This is a genomic window from Streptomyces sp. NBC_00775, assembly GCF_036347135.1.
Classification (GTDB): Bacteria; Actinomycetota; Actinomycetes; order Streptomycetales; family Streptomycetaceae; genus Streptomyces; species Streptomyces lutosisoli.
This window is the reverse complement of the sequence record NZ_CP108938.1, coordinates 10,855,384-10,872,310: the sequence shown is the minus strand read 5'-3', so window position 1 is coordinate 10,872,310 and position 16,927 is coordinate 10,855,384. Positions and strand designations below refer to the sequence as shown.

The following is a 16,927-nucleotide window of genomic DNA, read 5'->3' as shown; positions in this document are numbered from 1 at the left end:
GAATCCAGCACTAAGACTTGGACACCGTCGAAGCGGGTCGGGTCGGCGATCAGCAACTGGTGGCCGGTCGCCAGGACGGCGTCATTGACGGTGTGCCAGGACACCCCGAGCCCGGCGGCGATCCGGGCGATCGACATCCGGTCGATGACGACACTCTTCAACGCCCACATCACCGCCTGCGTCGAGAGTTGCGCCCTCGGCGCGGCGGCCGCGGTCGTGTCTTGGCGCCAGGCCTGCCCGCAGCCCGAACAGCGGTAGCGGCGGATGCGGACGTGCAGGATCGTTGCCCGCCGGCCGAGCGGGACGTGCGCCAGTCGGCGCAGCACGCTGTCGCGCGGCACCCCCAGACAGCCGCAGGCATGGCACCAGTCATCAGGGTCGACCACTCGACAGAGCAACACGGCGTGGTCGGGATGCAACGGTTGGCCGACCACTTCCAAGCCGAGGTCATCCAGCCGGCAGAACGTCGTCAGGTCAGCAGGGCAGAAGGTAGCGTCACGCACGAGCTTAGGGCGCAACCGCTGATGATCGTCCGGTGGCGTTTGGTCGATCAAGCGCGGTCGTGGAGCGTGACCTGGTAGCCGTCGGGGTCGGCGAAGGTGAAGGTCCGGCCGAAGGGACCGTCGATCGGTGCGGAGACGATGGTGTGACCGTCGGCGACGAGCGCGTCGTGGATGGACTGGACGTCTGTGGCGTGGAGCCAGATCGCGGCACCGATGCCGGGCTGAGCGACGGATGCGAGGTCGGTGCCGGGAATGACGTCGCGGAGTGCGAACGCGATCGGCTTCGTCTCGAAGACGACGGCGTGCGGAGGTCCGGCCGGCGAGCGGACGAGGCCCAGGTACTGCTCGTAGAACGCCTGCGAAGCGTCGAGGTCGCGCACTTGGAGCGAGATGAAGTCGGGGCCGGTGGCGGGCATGATGACGCTCCTTCTTTTCGTGTCAGCTTCCTGACATACATCAACCTATGTCAGAATGCTGACATGAGTCAAGAAGGTATCGGCGTCGACCTGGAGACGTCACTGGGCTACCTGCTCAAAGAAGCGTCGAGCGCCCTCCGCGCGGCCATGGAGGAGGTGCTGCGGCCGCTCGGGATGAGCGTGACGCACTACTCCTGCCTCGAGCTGCTGGCGCAACGACCGGGCTTGTCGAACTCCGAGCTCGCGCGGGGCGCGTTCGTGACACGGCAGACGATGAACGTGCTGCTCCAGGCCCTGGAACGAGACGGCTACGTGACCAGGCCTGCGGAGGCACCCGTCGGGAAGGTGCTTCCCACGCGGCTCACGCCTCGCGGCCGACGAAGCCTCGAGAAGGCGAGCGCAGCCGTCCGGTCCGTCGAGGCCAGAATGCTGGCCGGCCTGACCGAGACCGAGCAGTCAGACGCGTTCCGGATCCTGCAGAGGATGATCCATTCCCTGCGCGATGGCAACGCCGGCGCATAGCTCGTTCCGCGGCGCACGTCTCGTCGCGCCCTGACAGGAGTGCAGCTGAGCCTGAAATCCGTGTCGACGACCTCGAAAACCGACAAACCCCGACTACACCCTCTACTGCGATGAGCCACTTGTCTGGCCCTGACAGGATTTTCGTAGCCGGAGATCACCACGGGGACGTACGGCGCGCGCTGCCCGGCGCCGGGCATCCTCTCGTTGTGTGTTCTCGAACTGCCCTCTCTGCTCCCGCACTTGACCGGCGTGAGGGTCGTCCCAGTCGCCGCGGCGGGTCCTGCCGTGATCGTCAGAGCCAGTACGCGTGAGGACGGCCCTGCCCGGTGTACGGGCTGTGGCATGGCCGGCGACTGGGTGCACAGCCGCTGTGTACGCCGTCTCTCCGGCATGGCGACCAATAGCCGGGCGGTGCGCATCGAGTTGAGTGTGCGCCGCTTGTACTGCGGGAACCCGGCCTGCCCGAAGGTCACTTCCGCCGGGCAGGCCGACGGACTCACGGTGCGCTGCCCGCGCCGCATCCCGCTGCTGCAGGCCCTGGTCGAGATGGCCGGCATCCTGCCCGCCGGGCGGGGCGGCGCGCGGCTCCCGGGGCTGCCGAACGCACCGCTCTCACGTACCGGCGTGCTGTTGAAGCTGATGAAAGTGCCCTTGCCGGCCATCGCGGCGCCGCGGGTGCCGGACGTCGACTTCGCGCTGTACGCAGAGGTGTACGGCACGCTGCCCGTCGGCGGTAGCACCCGGCTGTTGGGCGACGCTGAAAATGCCGACGGGTCCGGCACTGGAGGTGCCGATCACCGAGAACAAGATCGTCCCACTGGGGTGGTCCCAGTGGGGCGTTTGCCGGCGAGGTGTCGCGGTCGTCGGCAAGGTGCCGAGGCTGGCATGTCCCCTCCAGTGGTGTGCATCGTCTGATGCAAGGTATCCGGCGCTGATGACGCTCTTTGAAAGTCCCCACCCCTTGCTGGGGAGTGGGGACAGACCTGCTCGCTGAGATTCCCCACCCACCCGTCGCCGTCACGCGCACCCCCTCATGCGGTCCTGACCGGTACGGCACAATCGCGGTCAACTGGGCGGGCACAACGGTGAGGGTGGGAACATGGGGCGTTTTGACTCGCGAGGCCGACGTAAGGGCATACCGAGCGAGCCGGCGCTACTGGCTGCGGCTGCTGAGAATCCCGGTGGCAGCGTCGCCGAGATCGACCCGACGTATATCGACGACCCGAACGGCTACGTACCTCCCGAGGCAATCTGCGGCGCGTGGTTGGTGGACAGCAGCGGGAAACTGACAGGTGAGTACCAGGAGAATCCCCGTCACGGGGTGCCACAGGACGACTTCAGCAAGCTCACTGATCCTGATCACTGGCTTGGCTGGCTCGGCGATGACCCCGCGACCGCCGTCCGGAAAGGCATCGAAGAGTCCTTGCGTGCCCAGGTGGCAGACGCAGTGGTCGAGTGGGTCAAGATCCTTGAAACGCCCCGGTTCCTCACGGGCGGGCGTCGACATTCTGAGCACGATCAGGTCATGTTGGTCACCCGCGCGGCACTCGCCGCGCCGTTTGCGTTGTCCGTGCGCACAACGCAGCACGGGCGTTCCATCCTCCTGGGGGTGTTCTCCTGGGCGGCGGTGAACCTCGCACCGCCCGAAGTCCGCAAGGATCGGCACTGGTTTGACCTGGGCGTCGGGCTGGACTGGGCCGGTGAACGGCTTCAAGGGCGGATCTACGAGATTGACGGTGCGGACGGCACCGCCGGGCGGTAGAGCGGCAATGCCACTCCGTGCCGGCGGTCAGAGCGGATACATGACGCCGTAGGCGCCCTTGACGGGGAGGAGCCGTCCGAACCCTCAACTCGCGAGCGGATCCGACCCCTCCGTTCACTGCGCAACCAAGTGGGGAACGCGAGCAGCCCTGGGGAATTTCAGGAGTCCTCATCAGCGCCACCGACATCGAGTTTCGAGGGCGTGGAATGTCAGTCGAGGGCCTCGGTGACGGCGGACCGGGCGGCTTTCTCGTCGACGAGAGACTTGCCGGCGGCGAAGGTGGCCACGAGGGATTGCAGGCAGAGGTTGTCGACCGCACGGGGGGAAGCCACGCGATGTGGTGTGGATGAGGGTGACCGCGTCGTCGGTGAACAGCTGGTCGCTACAACCAGCGAGGCCGAGGTGGTGCTTGATGTAACCGGCTGTCCCGGTGGACGTCATGCCGGGCATCGTGCAACGTAGGGCGGTCCGCTGTTCGAGCGCGGCCAGGACGGCGAGTTTCATGGTCCGCCGCAGGGTCGGCCGGCCAACCAGCAGGCAGGACAGCGGCGAGTCCTGGTCCACGGCCGTGTTGGGCAGCATCCTGATCGCTTCGAGCTGTTCGTAGTTGAGCAGGTGGGCTTCGTCGAGGACCAGGACGGGGGTGCGGCCGCGCTGGCATCGCGCTCTTACGCCAACGCGTCGTCCTGATCGCGTAGGTGAGACGACACGGCTCCCACCGGACCGCCCCTCCGTGGTGATCTCCGGCTGCGGAAATCGTGCCAGGGCCACGTTCGCGTGTACGCCGACACCTCACAGACTGGAAAACCGCCCGGGTCGCCGGCGTGACGGCGGCACGGGCCGGCCCGGCCTCAGCCGGCTCCCCCGTTGCCGCCGCGCCCGCCCTGGCCGCTGCTCTGGCAGCCCGCGCCGATGCAGATCCCGCCGTTGCCGCCCCTGCCGCCCCTGCCGCCGTCACCGGAGCCCACCGCATCCCCGCCATTGCCGCCGTTACCCCCGTTGGCGCTGCCGCCGCAGATCCCGGCGCAGATCCCGCCGCCCCCGCCGTCCGCCCCTGCCTGGCCCGGACCGCCGGCCGTGCCGTTGCCGCCGTTGGCGCTGCCGTTGCAGATCCCGGCACAGATCCCGCCGCCCGCGCCACTAGTCCCGTTGACCGTCCCGTTGCAGTTGCCCGCGCACACCCGGTCACCGATACGGACACTGCCGCCTCCCACCTTGATGTTGTTGGACCCCCCGGTGCCACCGAACACAGTGCCGCCCGGCTGCGCGCCCCCGCCGTCCGCGGCCGGCAGAACCCGGGCGGCCTGCGCCGCGGCCGCATGCCCCTGCGGCATCGGCGCCGCCATCGCGGCCGGCGCCAGCGCACCGGCCGCCAGACCAGCGGCCAGGACAGCCGAGACCGTGAGACCGAGACGGATTTTCCAAGAGCGCATACGCATGAAATTCTCCCTTCCCGAAGAATTCGTTTCCGTGACGCGGATTCCCTTTCCGCCTCTTCCGGCCCGTGACGCGGCTTCCTTTTTCCGCCGCTTCCGGTCCGTGACGCGGTTTCCCTTATTTCCGCCTCTCCCCGGTCCGCCCGCGAGGACAGTACGGAAGAGGCCACCGGGCGGGCCCTGCAATCGAGCAGGCCGGCCCGGCGCCAAGGCCCCTTCAGGAGCCGAAGAGGAAGTCCACTCCCGTCAGCGCGGCCCAGTCACCGTCGCGGAACTGCTTGACCCAGGTGCCGATCTCCTTCTCCGAGACCTTGTACTTCTTGGCGACCTCGGCCTTCTTCGCCTGGCCGGACTCCACCGCCATCACGATCCGTATCTTGTCGATCATCGTGAGCTTCGATGCGGGTTTGTCGGGCAGATCGCCGAACCGCAAGCAGGACGTGCCGGGCTTGCCGGGCTCACCCGGCCGACCGGGCTCACCACCCCTGCCGCCTTCCCCGCCCTTCCCGCCCTCCCCGCCTTCTCCGCCCCTGCCGCAGTGGGAGGACCGGTCAGCCACGGCCACATGGCCGGTGACCGCCGCGGCACTCGGCGACGCCTGCGCGGCGCACGCAGTGCCGGTGGCCAGGGCCACCGAGGCCACCGCCAGGATGAGGGGACGCTGCCAAAGCCTTCTGGACATGAGAGTTCTCCGTTTCCGTCACGAGATGTCACACGAGGTGAAAATTTGAAGGAGATGGGGGGTGGGGGGTGGAGGCCGCTTCGACCTCCACCCCGCCGGGGCGGGCCACCAGGGCCCGGACACCGCAGCCCCATTGCGGGGCTGCCGGCGCGGGAGCGTCAGAAGATGCTGCTGCCCCCGGCGCCACCACCGCCGCCCAGGCCGCCGAAGAGACCACCCAGGCCGCCCTTGCCGCCCTTGCCTCCGTTGCCGCCCTGGAAGACACCGTCGCCGCCGGTGCCGCCCTTGCCGCCGTTGCCGCCCTTCAGGACGCCGTCACCGCCACCACCGCCACCGCCGGCGTTGCCGCCGAACAAGCCGGTGCCACCGTTGCCTCCCTTGCCGCCGTTGCCGCCGACAACACCGTCGCCGCCACCACCGCCGCCACCGCCGCCGCCGCCGGACAGGACGCCGTTGCCGCCGTTGCCGCCCTTGCCGCCGTCACCACCGACACCCAGCACACTGCCGCCACCAGAGCCGCCGGAGCCGCCGCCACCGCCGATGAGGCCGCCCCCGCCATCCCCTCCGTCACCACCGACACCGCCGCCGTGAACAAAGCTCACAACATGCGAAGCCGGCATCGGGGCAGCCATCGCGGAGGACGCCGGAAGGAGAATGCCCCCCGAAATCATTGCGGCCGAAGCGAAAAGCGTCGCAAAACGCAGACCACGCCGCCGGGAACGGACATCACTGTGGGTGTGAACATTACGAGTCATGGTTTTTCTCCTAGCAATACAGAGGGGCCCAATCACGCGCCCCAGGAATTCTGGACAATGGCCAGCGGACCGGAGAAAGGGACAACCTCGGTGAGGAATTTCCACCCCCACCGCACTGCCTCATTTCCTTTCCGTTGAGGCCCGCACCTCAAGTAGGCCCCGCACACCCGCCACCGTCACGCTCCGACAAGTCGTGGCTTGACCAAACCCCACACATCAGGTAAAAGCCCACAAAAACGCCGCCGGCGAACACCCACCCACCCGCCTTTGGGCGGCGTTCAGCAGGCTCCGGCCCCCGGGCAGCGACGACCCCGCCCACGTGACGTCCGACGGGGTCCAGGCATCCCGCCCCCGCCCCCGTCCCGTCGTCCACGACCACGGGCTGCGCTGATGGAATCTTTGAATTCGGCCACCCCACGATCAGCTACGCCTCAGGGCTGCTCCGCCCGATCACCCAGCCGAGCGGTCCAGCACGCCGGGCCGAGGCGGAATCGAGGTCCGCCGAGTCATGCACCGGCGCCGCGTCACCTGCCCAGTCCATCCGCGAAGGCGCAGCTACCGGGACCATCCACCAGGTCGAACACCGCTACCGCAGCGAACCCCCGGCGGCGTCCGCGCCCCTGCGGTGGCGGATCATCGGGAAGTCCTTGTCTCTGCAGGGCTGCTGAGCAACGGGAGCGTGGAGGCGTGAGCACACTGGAGCGCTTTCAGCCGACGGCCGGACTGCTGGAGCGGCTGATGGAGGTCGTGCGTCCGGAATTCCGGGGCGAGGAGTTCTATCCGCCGCGTGACAGCCGGGTGTTCTTCCAGGGCGAGTGCCGCATCCCGTCGTGCGAGCGGATGCTGAGCTACTCGGTCAAGCAGCTGTGCACCGCGCACTACCAGCGGTGGGTGCAGGCCAGCCGCCCCGAGTTCGAGGCGTGGGTGCCCGGCGGGGACGCCTACCACCGGCACCACCGCGTGATCCGGGGCTGCGCGGTGACGGACTGCCGCCGCTCGATGAACGGGTGCTCCCCGCGGATCTGCACCCGGCACACAGAGCTGTGGCAGGCGGCCGGTTCGCCGGACCTGGACGCATGGCTGGCCACCGCGCGCTACGAGCCGCCGCCGCACGGGGAGCAGGACTGTGTGCTGCCCGACTGCCCGTGGTGGACGACAGGGCCCGGTTCGGTGTTGTGCCGGCGGCACTACATCCGCTGGCGCAACAACGGCCATCCCGAGCTACCGGACGAGCAGTTGATCGAGTGGTTCGCGCGTCTGGAGCTGCGGCGCGACCCCTATATCCGGTTTCACGACCTGGGGCGCCAGGTCCGCCTGGAGATGCAATTCGGGCTGCAGCGCCGGGCCGACATCGGGGACCGACACACGGCTCCGCGCACGGTGACCCGCGCGCTGAGCTGGATCCGCGAATCGGGCGTGCACAGCCTGATGGACTGGGACGAGACGCAGTGGCTGGAGTTTTGCCACGTAGCGCGCAAGGGCTACCAGTCACTGTCCTACGCGTTCATCCGCGGCACCCGCTTCGAGCTGCAGCGGCTGCTGATCGCCGACGATCCGTGGGCCGACCAGTTCCCGCGTGACAGCTGGGATCTGCGGCTGCTCGACCTGGCCAACGAGGACTGCTGCCGTCTGCACTTCGGCGGCATTCCCCAGACCTGGCTGCAGGATCTGACCAAGCGCTGGGCCCGCTGGCGGCTGACCCGCGGCAGCAACCCGGCCGGCCTGACCACCAGCGTCCAGGCCATCACCCGCCTGGCCTGCCACTTGGCCGACGTCGACGGCGTCAATGGTGGACCGGCGGCGCTCAATCGGGCCCGCATCGAGACATGGTTCGCTGCCCTGCAGGCCGAAGGGCACAGCGAGCACTTCCGCTCGCGCGCCATCAGCTGCGTCGGTGTCTTCCTGCGCGACGTCCACCGCTATGAGTGGCAGCCGGACCTGGCCCGCAACGCGCTGATCTACGATGATGCGCCGAAGCCGCGCGGGCTGAAGCCGCGCTTCATCCCCGAGCACCTCATGCGGCAGCTGGAGGCTCCCGAGGCAGTCGCGCAGTTCCCGTCCGACGACGGACGGGTGCTGCTGAAGATCCTCATGGCCTGCGGTCTGCGCACGAAGGACGCCCGCTGGCTGCCCTTCGACTGCATCGTCCGAGACGCCGAGAACAACCCCTACCTGGCCTGGCTCAACCGCAAGATCCACGATCGCCCGGCGTTCTTCCCGCTGAGCGAGGAACTCGCGGCCGAGATCGGCCGCCAGCAACAGGCCGTCCTCGAACGCTTCCCGCAGGGCTGCAAGTGGCTCTTCCCCGCCTCACTGAAGAACGTCGACGGCAGCAAGCAGGTCAGCGACCGCCGCATGCGCGATCACCTGGCAATCTGGCTGGAGCGGCTCAGCCTCACCGACGAACACGGCCGCCCAGTAAAGGTGACCTTCCACCAGTTCCGGCACACCCTGGCCACCCGCATGATCAACGCCGACGTTCCCCAGCCCGTGATTCAGACCCTGCTCGATCACATGTCGCCGGCCATGACCGCCGTCTACGCCAAGCTCCACGACAAGACGCTCCGGCGGCACTGGGAGAATGCTCTCAAGGTCAACCACGAGGGACAGAAGGCCGAGATCGCTGCCGATCACCCGCTCGCCGGGGCGGCCTGGGCGAAGATGAGCCTGGTCCGCGCGAAGGTGACGCTGCCCAACGGCTACTGCGGAGCCCCGGTGCAGACCGACTGTGAGTACGCCAACCCCTGTCTGGACTGCCGGTTCTTCATCACCACCGGTGACTTCCTCCAGCAGCACCGCCAGCAGCGGCAGGAGACCAGCGAACTCATCGCCCAGGCCGAGCAGGCCGGGCTCGCCCGGGTCGCGGAGAAGAACCGCCGCACCCTCGGCAAGCTCGAGGCGATTATCGACGCTCTCGAAGGGGCCGCCGAGAACCAGATCGTCGTCGGCGGCCAGGTGGAGGACGTCGATGCCGCCAGCTGACAACACCGCCGCCTTGGCCGAGGCCACCCGGCGCCGCAGCGAACGCGCCCGCCACGACGCCGAGAAGGCCGTCTCGGCAGCCCGCCGCAGCGGCGGCCGGATCAGCTTCGCGGCGATCGCGAAAGCGGCTGGGGTGTCGAGGTCGTGGCTATACACCCAGCCCGACCTCGTCACAGCCATCCGGCAGCTGCAGAATCGCCAGCCCGCCACCGAGCGGACAGGCTCACAGCCCGCGTCGGTCGCATCCATCCAGCGCCGGCTGGAGGCCGCGCTCGCACGGATCAAGCAGCTACGAGCCGAGAACAGCGACCTCGCCCGACGACTGGAGACCGCATACGGTGAGATCCGTAGGCTCCGCAGCGAACGGCCGTTGCCCTGATGATGCGGCTCGGCGGCCACTGCCTCGGAGATCATTATCTGGGGTTCCTAGGTTATTGAGCAGGTCAGCGGGCATCTGGAGTCGTCAGGGATGTAAGGCATGTAGTCGAGTCCTGTGCCGCCTGCGTTTTACATGCACAGTCACCGTGGCCTTCACCCGCCTGTGGCTCGCCGATGATCGGCGGGCGGATAAAGCGGTGGTCGTCTGATTGGCTTCCCTGCCACGATCTGGTTGTGACCACGTTGTTCCTGATGGTCGGCCTGCCAGGGGCCGGAAAGACCACGCGGGCTCGGCAGCTTGCCGCGGAGCACGGCGCGCTGCGCCTAACGCCCGACGACTGGATGATTCCCCTGTTCGGCGAGGCGGAGGCCGACGGGAAGCGCGACGTGCTGGAGGGACGCATGCTCTGGCTCGCCTTGGAGGCGGTCAGACTGGGCACCGACGTCGTCGTGGACTACGGCTGCTGGTCACGGGACGAACGGTCTGCGATCCGCTGGCTGGTGGAGGCCGAGGAGGCGTGTTTCCGCATGGTCTACCTGCCGGTGGACGATGAGACCCAGCGCGCCCGTATCGCCCACCGCTGGGCGACCGCCCCAGAGGAGACGTTGCCGATGTCCGAGGCCGACATCCTGCACGGGCGGGCGCATTTTCAGGAGCCCGACGCGGCGGAGCTGGAGGGCCGCAGGGTCGCCGGCCCGCCGCCCGGCTGGGGCGACTGGCGGGAGTGGGCCGCCGACCGGTGGCCGTCGTTCGCGTGACTGCTGCGGCCCACGACAACACAGCCGTAGCGGTCCCGCTCCGCACAAGCCCGAAATGATCCTCGCTGGGGAAGAATTGACGTTCATGCCGTCGGCTTCGTTCAGCGCGGGGCTGCCGGTGGGCTCCCCGTCATCCATCGTGAGGAGACTCGCTTGACTGTCTCATGGGATCTGCTGATATCCACCGCAGGTGCTGTCACCGCAACGGTCGTGGGCGTCATCGCCGGCGGTGTCGTCGGGCGCCGCGGCCAGCACCAGCAATGGCTGCAGGGGACGCAGACCGCCGCCTACGAGAAGTTCCTGCAGGCGTTCGGGGCCGTGGAGGCAGAGCTGCGCGAGGCTTTCCTCGACGAGCGCAGGCCCGCCGTCAACTGGGTGCCGTTCGTGGCCGCCCAGCACTCGGTCAGCCTCGTTGCCGACCCGGCGACCAGCGCCGCAGCCGAGCGGGTCTGCGAGATCCTGGAGGACTTCACCATCCTCTTCCATGCTCGTCAGCCGACCAACCTTGAAGAACTGCGGCCGATTCATACTGCGCTGGGCGAGGCTCACCTGAGTTTCGTCAATGCGGCCCGCTGTTCCCTCGACCCGTCCCAACGGCGCCTGGACCGATCACTGGGCGGCCCCTCGCCCTGGCGGGGCGTCGAGTCCTTCTACACCCGACCTGACAGAAGCCTCGACTGAGACTCGGCAGGGCGTCCGACTGGGAGGACGTTCTGGGCCGCTCTGCCCGATTGTCCGCGGACTGGCGGAATCGTTGAGGGTGGTGACGATCAGGCCGAGCCGCGCGAAGCGGCAGCCGTCGAGCGCAGGCGGCTCGCTCGTCGCGTCGTTGGCGAGGATGACGTAGAGGTCGTCGTGGTGGGAGCGACGGGTGGCGATGCAGATCGGCCCGACGACGGCTGGGTCGGCCGTCGCCTCGGTGACGACGCTGTGAAATTCAGCGTCACACCAGCTCCTTGCGCAACAGCGTGCACGTCGCCGTCTCGGCCGGCATCACAAAGCCGGCCGGCAACTCCCGCTCCGGCAACGGCTCATCCACTTCCGGGCCAGGGCGCCGCGCAGCCCGCAGGGGCGGCGGAATCGGTCACGGACATGTCCACCACACAAAACACCAGATCAGACCCCATGAATCACTGCCGAGCTGCCCATAAACCACGGGTTCCGCGACGAGATCCTGATCTACGCCGGCCGCTTGTCCGAGGCGGGCGTGAGCGTCGATTTCCACATGTGGGGCGGAGGCTTCCACGGGTTCGACATGTCGGTGGGTCATGCGGCTGTGTCGCGCGCTTCCAACGCGACCCGCGAGGAGTTCATCCGGCGGGCTCTCGACAGGTGAACGGTGCGACAACGCGCAGACTGCGAAGACAGCCATTGCCTCCTGACGGGCAAGGGGCGTTAGCCGCGTTTCCGTCAAGCGTCGGACCTCGCTTCGCGGGCCGCGAAGACGGCCGGGGTGAGGCCGGTGCGGTCGCGGAAGAAGCGGCCGAAGTTCGCGGGGTCGGTGAAGCCGAGGTGGACGGCCACCGTCCGGGCATCCCACCGGGCAGCTCCCAGCAGGCGCCGGGCTTCCAGGAGGCGCCGCTCGTCGATGAGTTCGCGTACCCCCTTGCCGGTGGCGTCCCGGGCAGCACGGCTGAGGGTGCGGACCGAGCAGCCGAGCAACTCGGCGTAGTCCGCGGCTTGGTGCAGCTCGCGAAAGTGCAGTTCCAGGGCGTCCAGGAAGCGTCCGTACCTGTCGGCGCGGCCCGTGCCGGCCGCGGCCGTGCCATCGAGGGCGATGTCCGGGGAGTTGGCCAGGCGCAGCAGCAGCGATTCGAGCAGGCTGCGCCGCAGGGCGCGGTGGACGTCGAGGGGGCGGCGCCCCAGTGCGCGGTGTTCGTCCAGGAGCTGGAGTGCCGTCTGCTGGAGCCAGGCCGTGTCGTCGGGGTGCGGGCTGAGCACGGCGGGGGCCTCGTGCGCGGTGAGCGGGGCCAGGAGACGGGCGAGGTCGGGCCGCAGCACGTCCGGTTCGAACAGGATGAACGTACCGCGGGCCGCGCCGGGCGGATGCCAGCACTGCGCGTGCCCGGGACGCACCCACAGCCACTGGCCGGGGGCGACGGTCCGCGTGACGTAGTCGACGTCGTGCCGCAACTCACCCTCGGTGACCGCGATGAGGTAGTGGAAGGTGGCACGGCCCGGACGGGGCGGGTTCCACGGCCAGTCGTCGTGCTGGGCGAAGAAATCCTCGACGGTACTCACCTCAAGGCCGTAGGGAGTACCGACCGGGGGCTGGAAACCGTACAGCGGAACCGCAGCTGGTCCGGCCTGCCTGCTCGGCCCGGAGTGTCGCTTGTCGACCATCACGTGTCCGCAGCCTACCGCCCTCCTTGTCGGGTTCGAGGGAAGTATGGGACGTGCCGCCGCGACCACCCTTTTGAGGAAGGCACCGCCCCATGAACGGAACGGACCTGCACAAGACCGCCGTCGACTGCGCCGAAGGACTTCCCGGAGCAGCGCTGGAGCATCCCTTCGGCCCCGACTTGGAGGTCTTCAAGGTGCGCGGCAAGGTGTTCATGCTGATGACCGAGGTCCCGGGGCGTCCCGTCGTGATCCTCAAGGCGGACCCCGGCGAGGCCCACGCCCTGCGGGAGCAGTACAGCCACATCACCCCGGGCTACCACATGAACAAGAAGCACTGGATCACGCTGGAGGGCGGGGCAGGCGTCGACAAGGAGCTCGTCGGGGAGCTCGTCACCGAGTCATACCGGCTCGTCGTCGCTCACCTGCCCAAGGCGGAGCAGCCCGTCGACCCGCACACCTACGGCAGCGGAAGGCCGGCCCGGTGAGCGCGGCCGGTGACCGGCTCCAAGACACCGCCCGCCGGGCGGCCCGCACCCTGCCCGACGTCAGCCACGGATACCCCTTCACTCCCGGACTCGACGTGTACAAGGTCGCGGGCAAAGTGTTCCTGATCGTCACCGACGACCCGGACGACCAGATCATCACGGTCAAGTGCGAACCCGAACACGCCCGCGCTCACGTACGCGGCTACGCCTCGATCACACCGGGCCACTACCTCGACAAACGGCACTGGATCTCCCTCGGTCCTGGTCCCGGCATCACCGAGCGGCTGGTCACCGACGCGGTCGAGAACTCCTACGACCTGGTCACCAAGCGGCTGCCGCAACGCGACCGCCCCGGTGCCCGATGAGCGCCGCGAGCTTCCCCGCGAACGACTGAGCCCCCGCCTGTCAGCGTCACGTGCAAGGCTCGTCACATCCGCAGACGCCCGCCTCCCACCACCCGAGAGACCGATGGAACCGACCGAAGCGACTCTGCCGCTCTTCGGCGAGGAGCCCGCCCGGCCCCTCGCCGACCGCCTGCGCCCCACCCGGCTGGAAGAGGTCGTCGGGCAGGACCACCTCCTTGCCCCGGACGCTCCACTGGGCCGCATGGTCGCCCAGCAGCGCCTCAGCTCCGCCATCCTGTGGGGCCCGCCCGGCGTTGGGAAGACCACCATCGCCCGGCTCCTCGCCGACGGCAGCAACCTGGCTTTCGAACCAGTGTCGGCCACCTTCTCCGGCGTGGCCGAGCTCCGGAAAGTGTTCGCCGCCGCACGCAGCCGGCGGGGCATCGGCCAGGGGACCCTGCTGTTCGTCGACGAGATCCACCGCTTCAACCGCGCCCAGCAGGACAGCTTCCTTCCCTACGTCGAGGACGGCACGATCACCCTGATCGGCGCCACCACGGAGAACCCGAGCTTCGAACTCAACGGCGCCCTCCTCTCCCGCACCCAGGTCCTCGTCCTCAAGCGCCTCGACGAAGCCGCACTGTCCACGCTCCTCGACCGCGCCGAGCAGCTCACCGGCCACCGGCTGCCGCTGGAGGACGACACCCGCCGCGCCCTGATCGCCATGGCGGACGGCGACGGCCGCTACCTCCTCAACATGGCCGAACAGCTCCAGGCCCTCCCGGACACCGAGACCCCCCTGGACACCGCCGGGCTCGCCCACTACATCCAGCAGCGGGCCCCGCTGTACGACAAGGCGCAGGAGGGCCACTACAACCTGATCTCCGCGCTGCACAAGTCCATGCGCGGCTCCGACCCCGACGCGGCCCTGTACTGGCTCGCCCGCATGCTCGACGGCGGCGAGGACCCCCTGTTCGTAGCCCGCCGCCTGGCCCGCTTCGCGAACGAGGACATCGGCATGGCCGACCCGCACGCCATCCAGCAGGCCCTCGCCGCCTGGGACGTGTACGAGCGACTCGGCTCCCCCGAGGGCGAGTTGGCGATCGCCCAGGCCGTCGTCTACCTCGCCACCGCACCCAAGTCCATCGCCGTCTACCGCGGCTTCAACGCCGCACACCGCGCTGCCCGCCGCACCGGCTCACTCATGCCGCCCGCCCACATCCTCAACGCGCCGACCCGGCTGATGAAGGACCTCGGCTACGGCAAGGACTACCAGTACGACCCGGACACCACCGACGGCGGTGACGACTACTTCCCCGACGGCATGGACCACGAGACGTACTACCAGCCCACCCGCAACGGCTACGAAGCCCAGATCAGCGAACGGCTACAGCACTGGAACGCCTTGCGCGCCCGCCGACGCAGCGGCTGACGCGGACACGTGGGCAGCGTCCAGAGCCAACCCACGGCAGATGTCATGCACCGTCCGCATCCAGCATCTCCTCCGACCCAATGATCCACGCTATCGACCGCCGTGTTGACATCCAACCCATTCGACGCAGGTCAGCGCGCTGCGCACGACTAACTTCACTGTCGAAGGACACGAACTGCTGGTGAAGTCGGCCCGGGGCGCGGTTCCGGTCTTTCGACCGGCCCGTTTCCCCGGAGCCGCTTCCCGAACCGGGCATGCGACTTGGCACCGCACCCGGCTCTCCACCAGCCCCGAGGGCTTCGTGGTGGTTGTCCTCATCCCGTGGTGTCCCAGGGAGTGGGAATCGCCATGCCCCGGTAGCGGTAGCGAGTAGTGCCTACCGTGATCGGGTCGAACAGCTCCCTGTTCTCACTGGCCCACCAAGACCTACGGCCGCAGTACTGCCGGTAGATCTTCCTCAGGCCCGTCTTGGGGTGCTTGCGCTGCACCCATCGCCACACCGTGTGCCACAGATAGTGGCGCAGGTAAGAGAAGGTCGCGTAAGACACTCCGGGCCGGAAGTAGGCGCACCAGCCCCGTACTGCCGGGTTGAGCCGGAGTAGCAGGGCGTCGAGCGGCTGGTTCGTGCCGACCTGTCGGCAGAGCGTCTTGACCTTGGCCATGATGGCCCGCAGGGCCTTCTTGGCGGGGTAGGTGTAGACGTAGTACCGGTTGGTGCCTGGTTTCCGGTGGAGCTGGATGCGCCAGCCGAGGAAGTCCAGGCCCTGCTCGATGTGGGTGATCAGAGTCTTCTCCGGCGACAGGCGCAGGCCCATCGTGGTGAGGACTTCCGCGATCTCTTCGCGTAGCGTTTCGGCGTCTGCCTTGGTGCCGTGCACCATCAGGCACCAGTCGTCCGCGTACCGGACCAGCCGGTAGTTGGGCAGACTGCGGCGTCGACGCCTCCGGCGCTCGTTGGCATCAGGCCCGGGGCCTCCCGGCGCCTGGGCGATGTGCTCGTCCAGGACCGAGAGCGCGACGTTGCTGAGCAACGGCGAAAGGATCGAACCCTGCGGGGTGCCAGTGTCGTTGTCCCGCAGCAGGCCATCCTCACCGAGGATGCCCGCCTTGAGGAATGCCTTCACCAAGGCCAGGACACGTTTATCCCCGACGCGTACCCGCACGCGCTCCATGAGAGCGGGGTGCGAGATCTCGTCGAAGCAGGCTTTGATGTCGCCTTCCACGATCCACTCGTACTTCATAGACGTGAGCAGACGCACCTCGGCCACCGCGTCATGAGCCCGGCGGTTCGGGCGGAACCCGTAGGAACACGGGAGGAAATCCGCCTCAAAGATCGGCTCCAGCACCAGCTTCAAGGACGCCTGCACCACCCGGTCGGTGATCGTCGAAATCCCCAGACGGCGGAGCTTGCCGCCAGACTTGGGGATCATCCGTTCCCGCACCGGCATGGGCTGGAAACTGCGGTCCTTGATCTGCGACCGCAGAGCGTCGAGGAACTCCTCGACCCCGACCCACAGTGCGATGGACGACGCCGTGCGCCCGTCCACCCCGGCCGTGCGTGCACCCTTGTTACCCCGCACCCGATCCCAGGCCACCAGCAGGAAGCCGGGATCGGCAACGAGATTGAACAGGTCGTCGAACCTGCGATGAGGATCATCACGAGCCCAACGGTGCAGCTTGGTCTGGATCTTCAGTACCCGGCGCTCCGCCTCATACAAGGCGCGCTCCAGCTCGTCGGTATTCACCGGCGACCCTCCCGACATTCCAGTACGTCAGCCACTGACTTGCTGGCCCCCTTGGCCCTGCGACCGGCTTTCCCGGTCTCCACGACGGGTCGTCACTCCCGCGACTACTACGGGGCCTCCGCCCCACCCACGGCCATCAGTCAGCAACGGACCTGCCCACCGCCGGACCGGCTGTCCGGCAGCTCGGGCGACCGCGGATGGTTCCCACGTTCACCACACAATCGATCGGTCAGGGAGACGCCCAGCTCTACTCCGGCAACATCGCCACGCCTACGCCGCAGGCTTTCAACGTGGCCTCCCCACCGGAAAAGGAACCCGGCTTCGGAGTTGACCCGCCCATCCGAGGACGGCCGAGTCACGCGCTGCATACCGGCCCGTATCCA

At 68.4% G+C, this 16,927-nt stretch carries 17 protein-coding genes and 2 pseudogenes; 10 read left to right on the top strand and 9 right to left on the bottom strand.

The annotated features are described in order from the left end of the window. Positions 1–2 precede the first annotated feature (2 nt). A pseudogene (locus OIC96_RS48680) lies at positions 3–503 on the bottom strand (ISL3 family transposase); the annotation flags it as partial. Positions 504–550: 47 nt separating this feature from the next. Next, the gene (locus OIC96_RS48675) at positions 551–919 is read right to left on the bottom strand and encodes a VOC family protein (RefSeq protein WP_330301677.1); all 369 of its coding nucleotides are present in this window, start codon (positions 917–919) and stop codon (positions 551–553) included. Between the two features lie 63 nt (positions 920–982). On the opposite strand from OIC96_RS48675, the gene OIC96_RS48670 reads away from it, so the two are divergent. The 3 genes from OIC96_RS48670 to OIC96_RS48660 all read left to right on the top strand — a co-directional run bounded on the left by OIC96_RS48670 (position 983) and on the right by OIC96_RS48660 (position 3,203). Continuing rightward, positions 983–1,441, top strand: coding sequence for a MarR family winged helix-turn-helix transcriptional regulator (locus OIC96_RS48670; RefSeq protein WP_330301678.1), 459 nt, complete (start codon positions 983–985; stop codon positions 1,439–1,441). Positions 1,442–1,783: 342 nt separating this feature from the next. Beyond that, complete coding sequence (locus tag OIC96_RS48665) at positions 1,784–2,356, top strand: hypothetical protein (protein WP_330301679.1); 573 nt, start codon at positions 1,784–1,786, stop codon at positions 2,354–2,356. Positions 2,357–2,540: 184 nt separating this feature from the next. Then, positions 2,541–3,203, top strand: coding sequence for a hypothetical protein (locus tag OIC96_RS48660; RefSeq protein WP_330301680.1), 663 nt, complete (start codon positions 2,541–2,543; stop codon positions 3,201–3,203). A 209-nt stretch (positions 3,204–3,412) separates the two neighbouring features. Here OIC96_RS48660 and OIC96_RS48655 read toward each other — a convergent pair whose 3' ends face one another. From OIC96_RS48655 to OIC96_RS48635, 5 genes and pseudogenes are all read right to left on the bottom strand, one after another. After that, positions 3,413–3,535: a hypothetical protein gene (locus tag OIC96_RS48655; RefSeq protein WP_330310428.1), complete on the bottom strand. Its 123-nt coding sequence runs from the start codon at positions 3,533–3,535 to the stop codon at positions 3,413–3,415. A 232-nt stretch (positions 3,536–3,767) separates the two neighbouring features. Further along, positions 3,768–3,974, bottom strand: a pseudogene (locus OIC96_RS48650) (hypothetical protein); the annotation flags it as partial. An 80-nt stretch (positions 3,975–4,054) separates the two neighbouring features. After that, positions 4,055–4,642 (bottom strand): hypothetical protein, encoded by a 588-nt coding sequence (locus OIC96_RS48645; RefSeq protein WP_330301681.1) that lies wholly within the window; start codon positions 4,640–4,642, stop codon positions 4,055–4,057. Between the two features lie 214 nt (positions 4,643–4,856). Beyond that, on the bottom strand, positions 4,857–5,321 hold the full coding sequence (locus OIC96_RS48640; protein WP_330301682.1) for a helix-turn-helix domain-containing protein: 465 nt from the start codon (positions 5,319–5,321) through the stop codon (positions 4,857–4,859). Between the two features lie 158 nt (positions 5,322–5,479). Continuing rightward, entirely contained in the window at positions 5,480–5,923 is a 444-nt protein-coding gene (locus OIC96_RS48635; RefSeq protein ID WP_330301683.1) for a hypothetical protein, read from the bottom strand. A gap of 840 nt (positions 5,924–6,763) precedes the next feature. On the opposite strand from OIC96_RS48635, the gene OIC96_RS48630 reads away from it, so the two are divergent. The 4 genes from OIC96_RS48630 to OIC96_RS48615 all read left to right on the top strand — a co-directional run bounded on the left by OIC96_RS48630 (position 6,764) and on the right by OIC96_RS48615 (position 10,876). After that, a complete protein-coding gene (locus OIC96_RS48630) occupies positions 6,764–9,058 on the top strand; it encodes a tyrosine-type recombinase/integrase (protein ID WP_330301684.1) in 2,295 nt (764 codons plus the stop codon). After that, entirely contained in the window at positions 9,045–9,437 is a 393-nt protein-coding gene (locus OIC96_RS48625) for a DUF6262 family protein (protein WP_330301685.1), read from the top strand. Before OIC96_RS48630 ends, OIC96_RS48625 begins: the two co-directional genes overlap by 14 nt. Positions 9,438–9,670: 233 nt before the next feature. After that, positions 9,671–10,195, top strand: a complete 525-nt coding sequence (locus tag OIC96_RS48620) for an AAA family ATPase (RefSeq protein ID WP_330301686.1) — start codon at positions 9,671–9,673, stop codon at positions 10,193–10,195. Positions 10,196–10,348: 153 nt separating this feature from the next. Continuing rightward, positions 10,349–10,876, top strand: coding sequence for a hypothetical protein (locus OIC96_RS48615; RefSeq protein ID WP_330301687.1), 528 nt, complete (start codon positions 10,349–10,351; stop codon positions 10,874–10,876). 729 nt (positions 10,877–11,605) lie between these two features. On the opposite strand, the gene OIC96_RS48610 is transcribed toward OIC96_RS48615, so the two are convergent. Continuing rightward, a complete protein-coding gene (locus tag OIC96_RS48610; protein WP_330301688.1) occupies positions 11,606–12,436 on the bottom strand; it encodes a helix-turn-helix domain-containing protein in 831 nt (276 codons plus the stop codon). 194 nt (positions 12,437–12,630) lie between these two features. On the opposite strand from OIC96_RS48610, the gene OIC96_RS48605 reads away from it, so the two are divergent. The 3 genes from OIC96_RS48605 to OIC96_RS48595 all read left to right on the top strand — a co-directional run bounded on the left by OIC96_RS48605 (position 12,631) and on the right by OIC96_RS48595 (position 14,799). Then, the gene (locus tag OIC96_RS48605) at positions 12,631–13,023 is read left to right on the top strand and encodes an MmcQ/YjbR family DNA-binding protein (RefSeq protein WP_330301689.1); all 393 of its coding nucleotides are present in this window, start codon (positions 12,631–12,633) and stop codon (positions 13,021–13,023) included. Further along, positions 13,020–13,388: an MmcQ/YjbR family DNA-binding protein gene (locus tag OIC96_RS48600; protein ID WP_330301690.1), complete on the top strand. Its 369-nt coding sequence runs from the start codon at positions 13,020–13,022 to the stop codon at positions 13,386–13,388. Before OIC96_RS48605 ends, OIC96_RS48600 begins: the two co-directional genes overlap by 4 nt. Positions 13,389–13,491: 103 nt before the next feature. Beyond that, positions 13,492–14,799, top strand: coding sequence for a replication-associated recombination protein A (locus OIC96_RS48595; protein WP_330301691.1), 1,308 nt, complete (start codon positions 13,492–13,494; stop codon positions 14,797–14,799). 314 nt (positions 14,800–15,113) lie between these two features. Here OIC96_RS48595 and ltrA read toward each other — a convergent pair whose 3' ends face one another. After that, positions 15,114–16,544: a group II intron reverse transcriptase/maturase gene (ltrA, locus tag OIC96_RS48590; protein ID WP_330301692.1), complete on the bottom strand. Its 1,431-nt coding sequence runs from the start codon at positions 16,542–16,544 to the stop codon at positions 15,114–15,116. Positions 16,545–16,927: the final 383 nt, after the last annotated feature.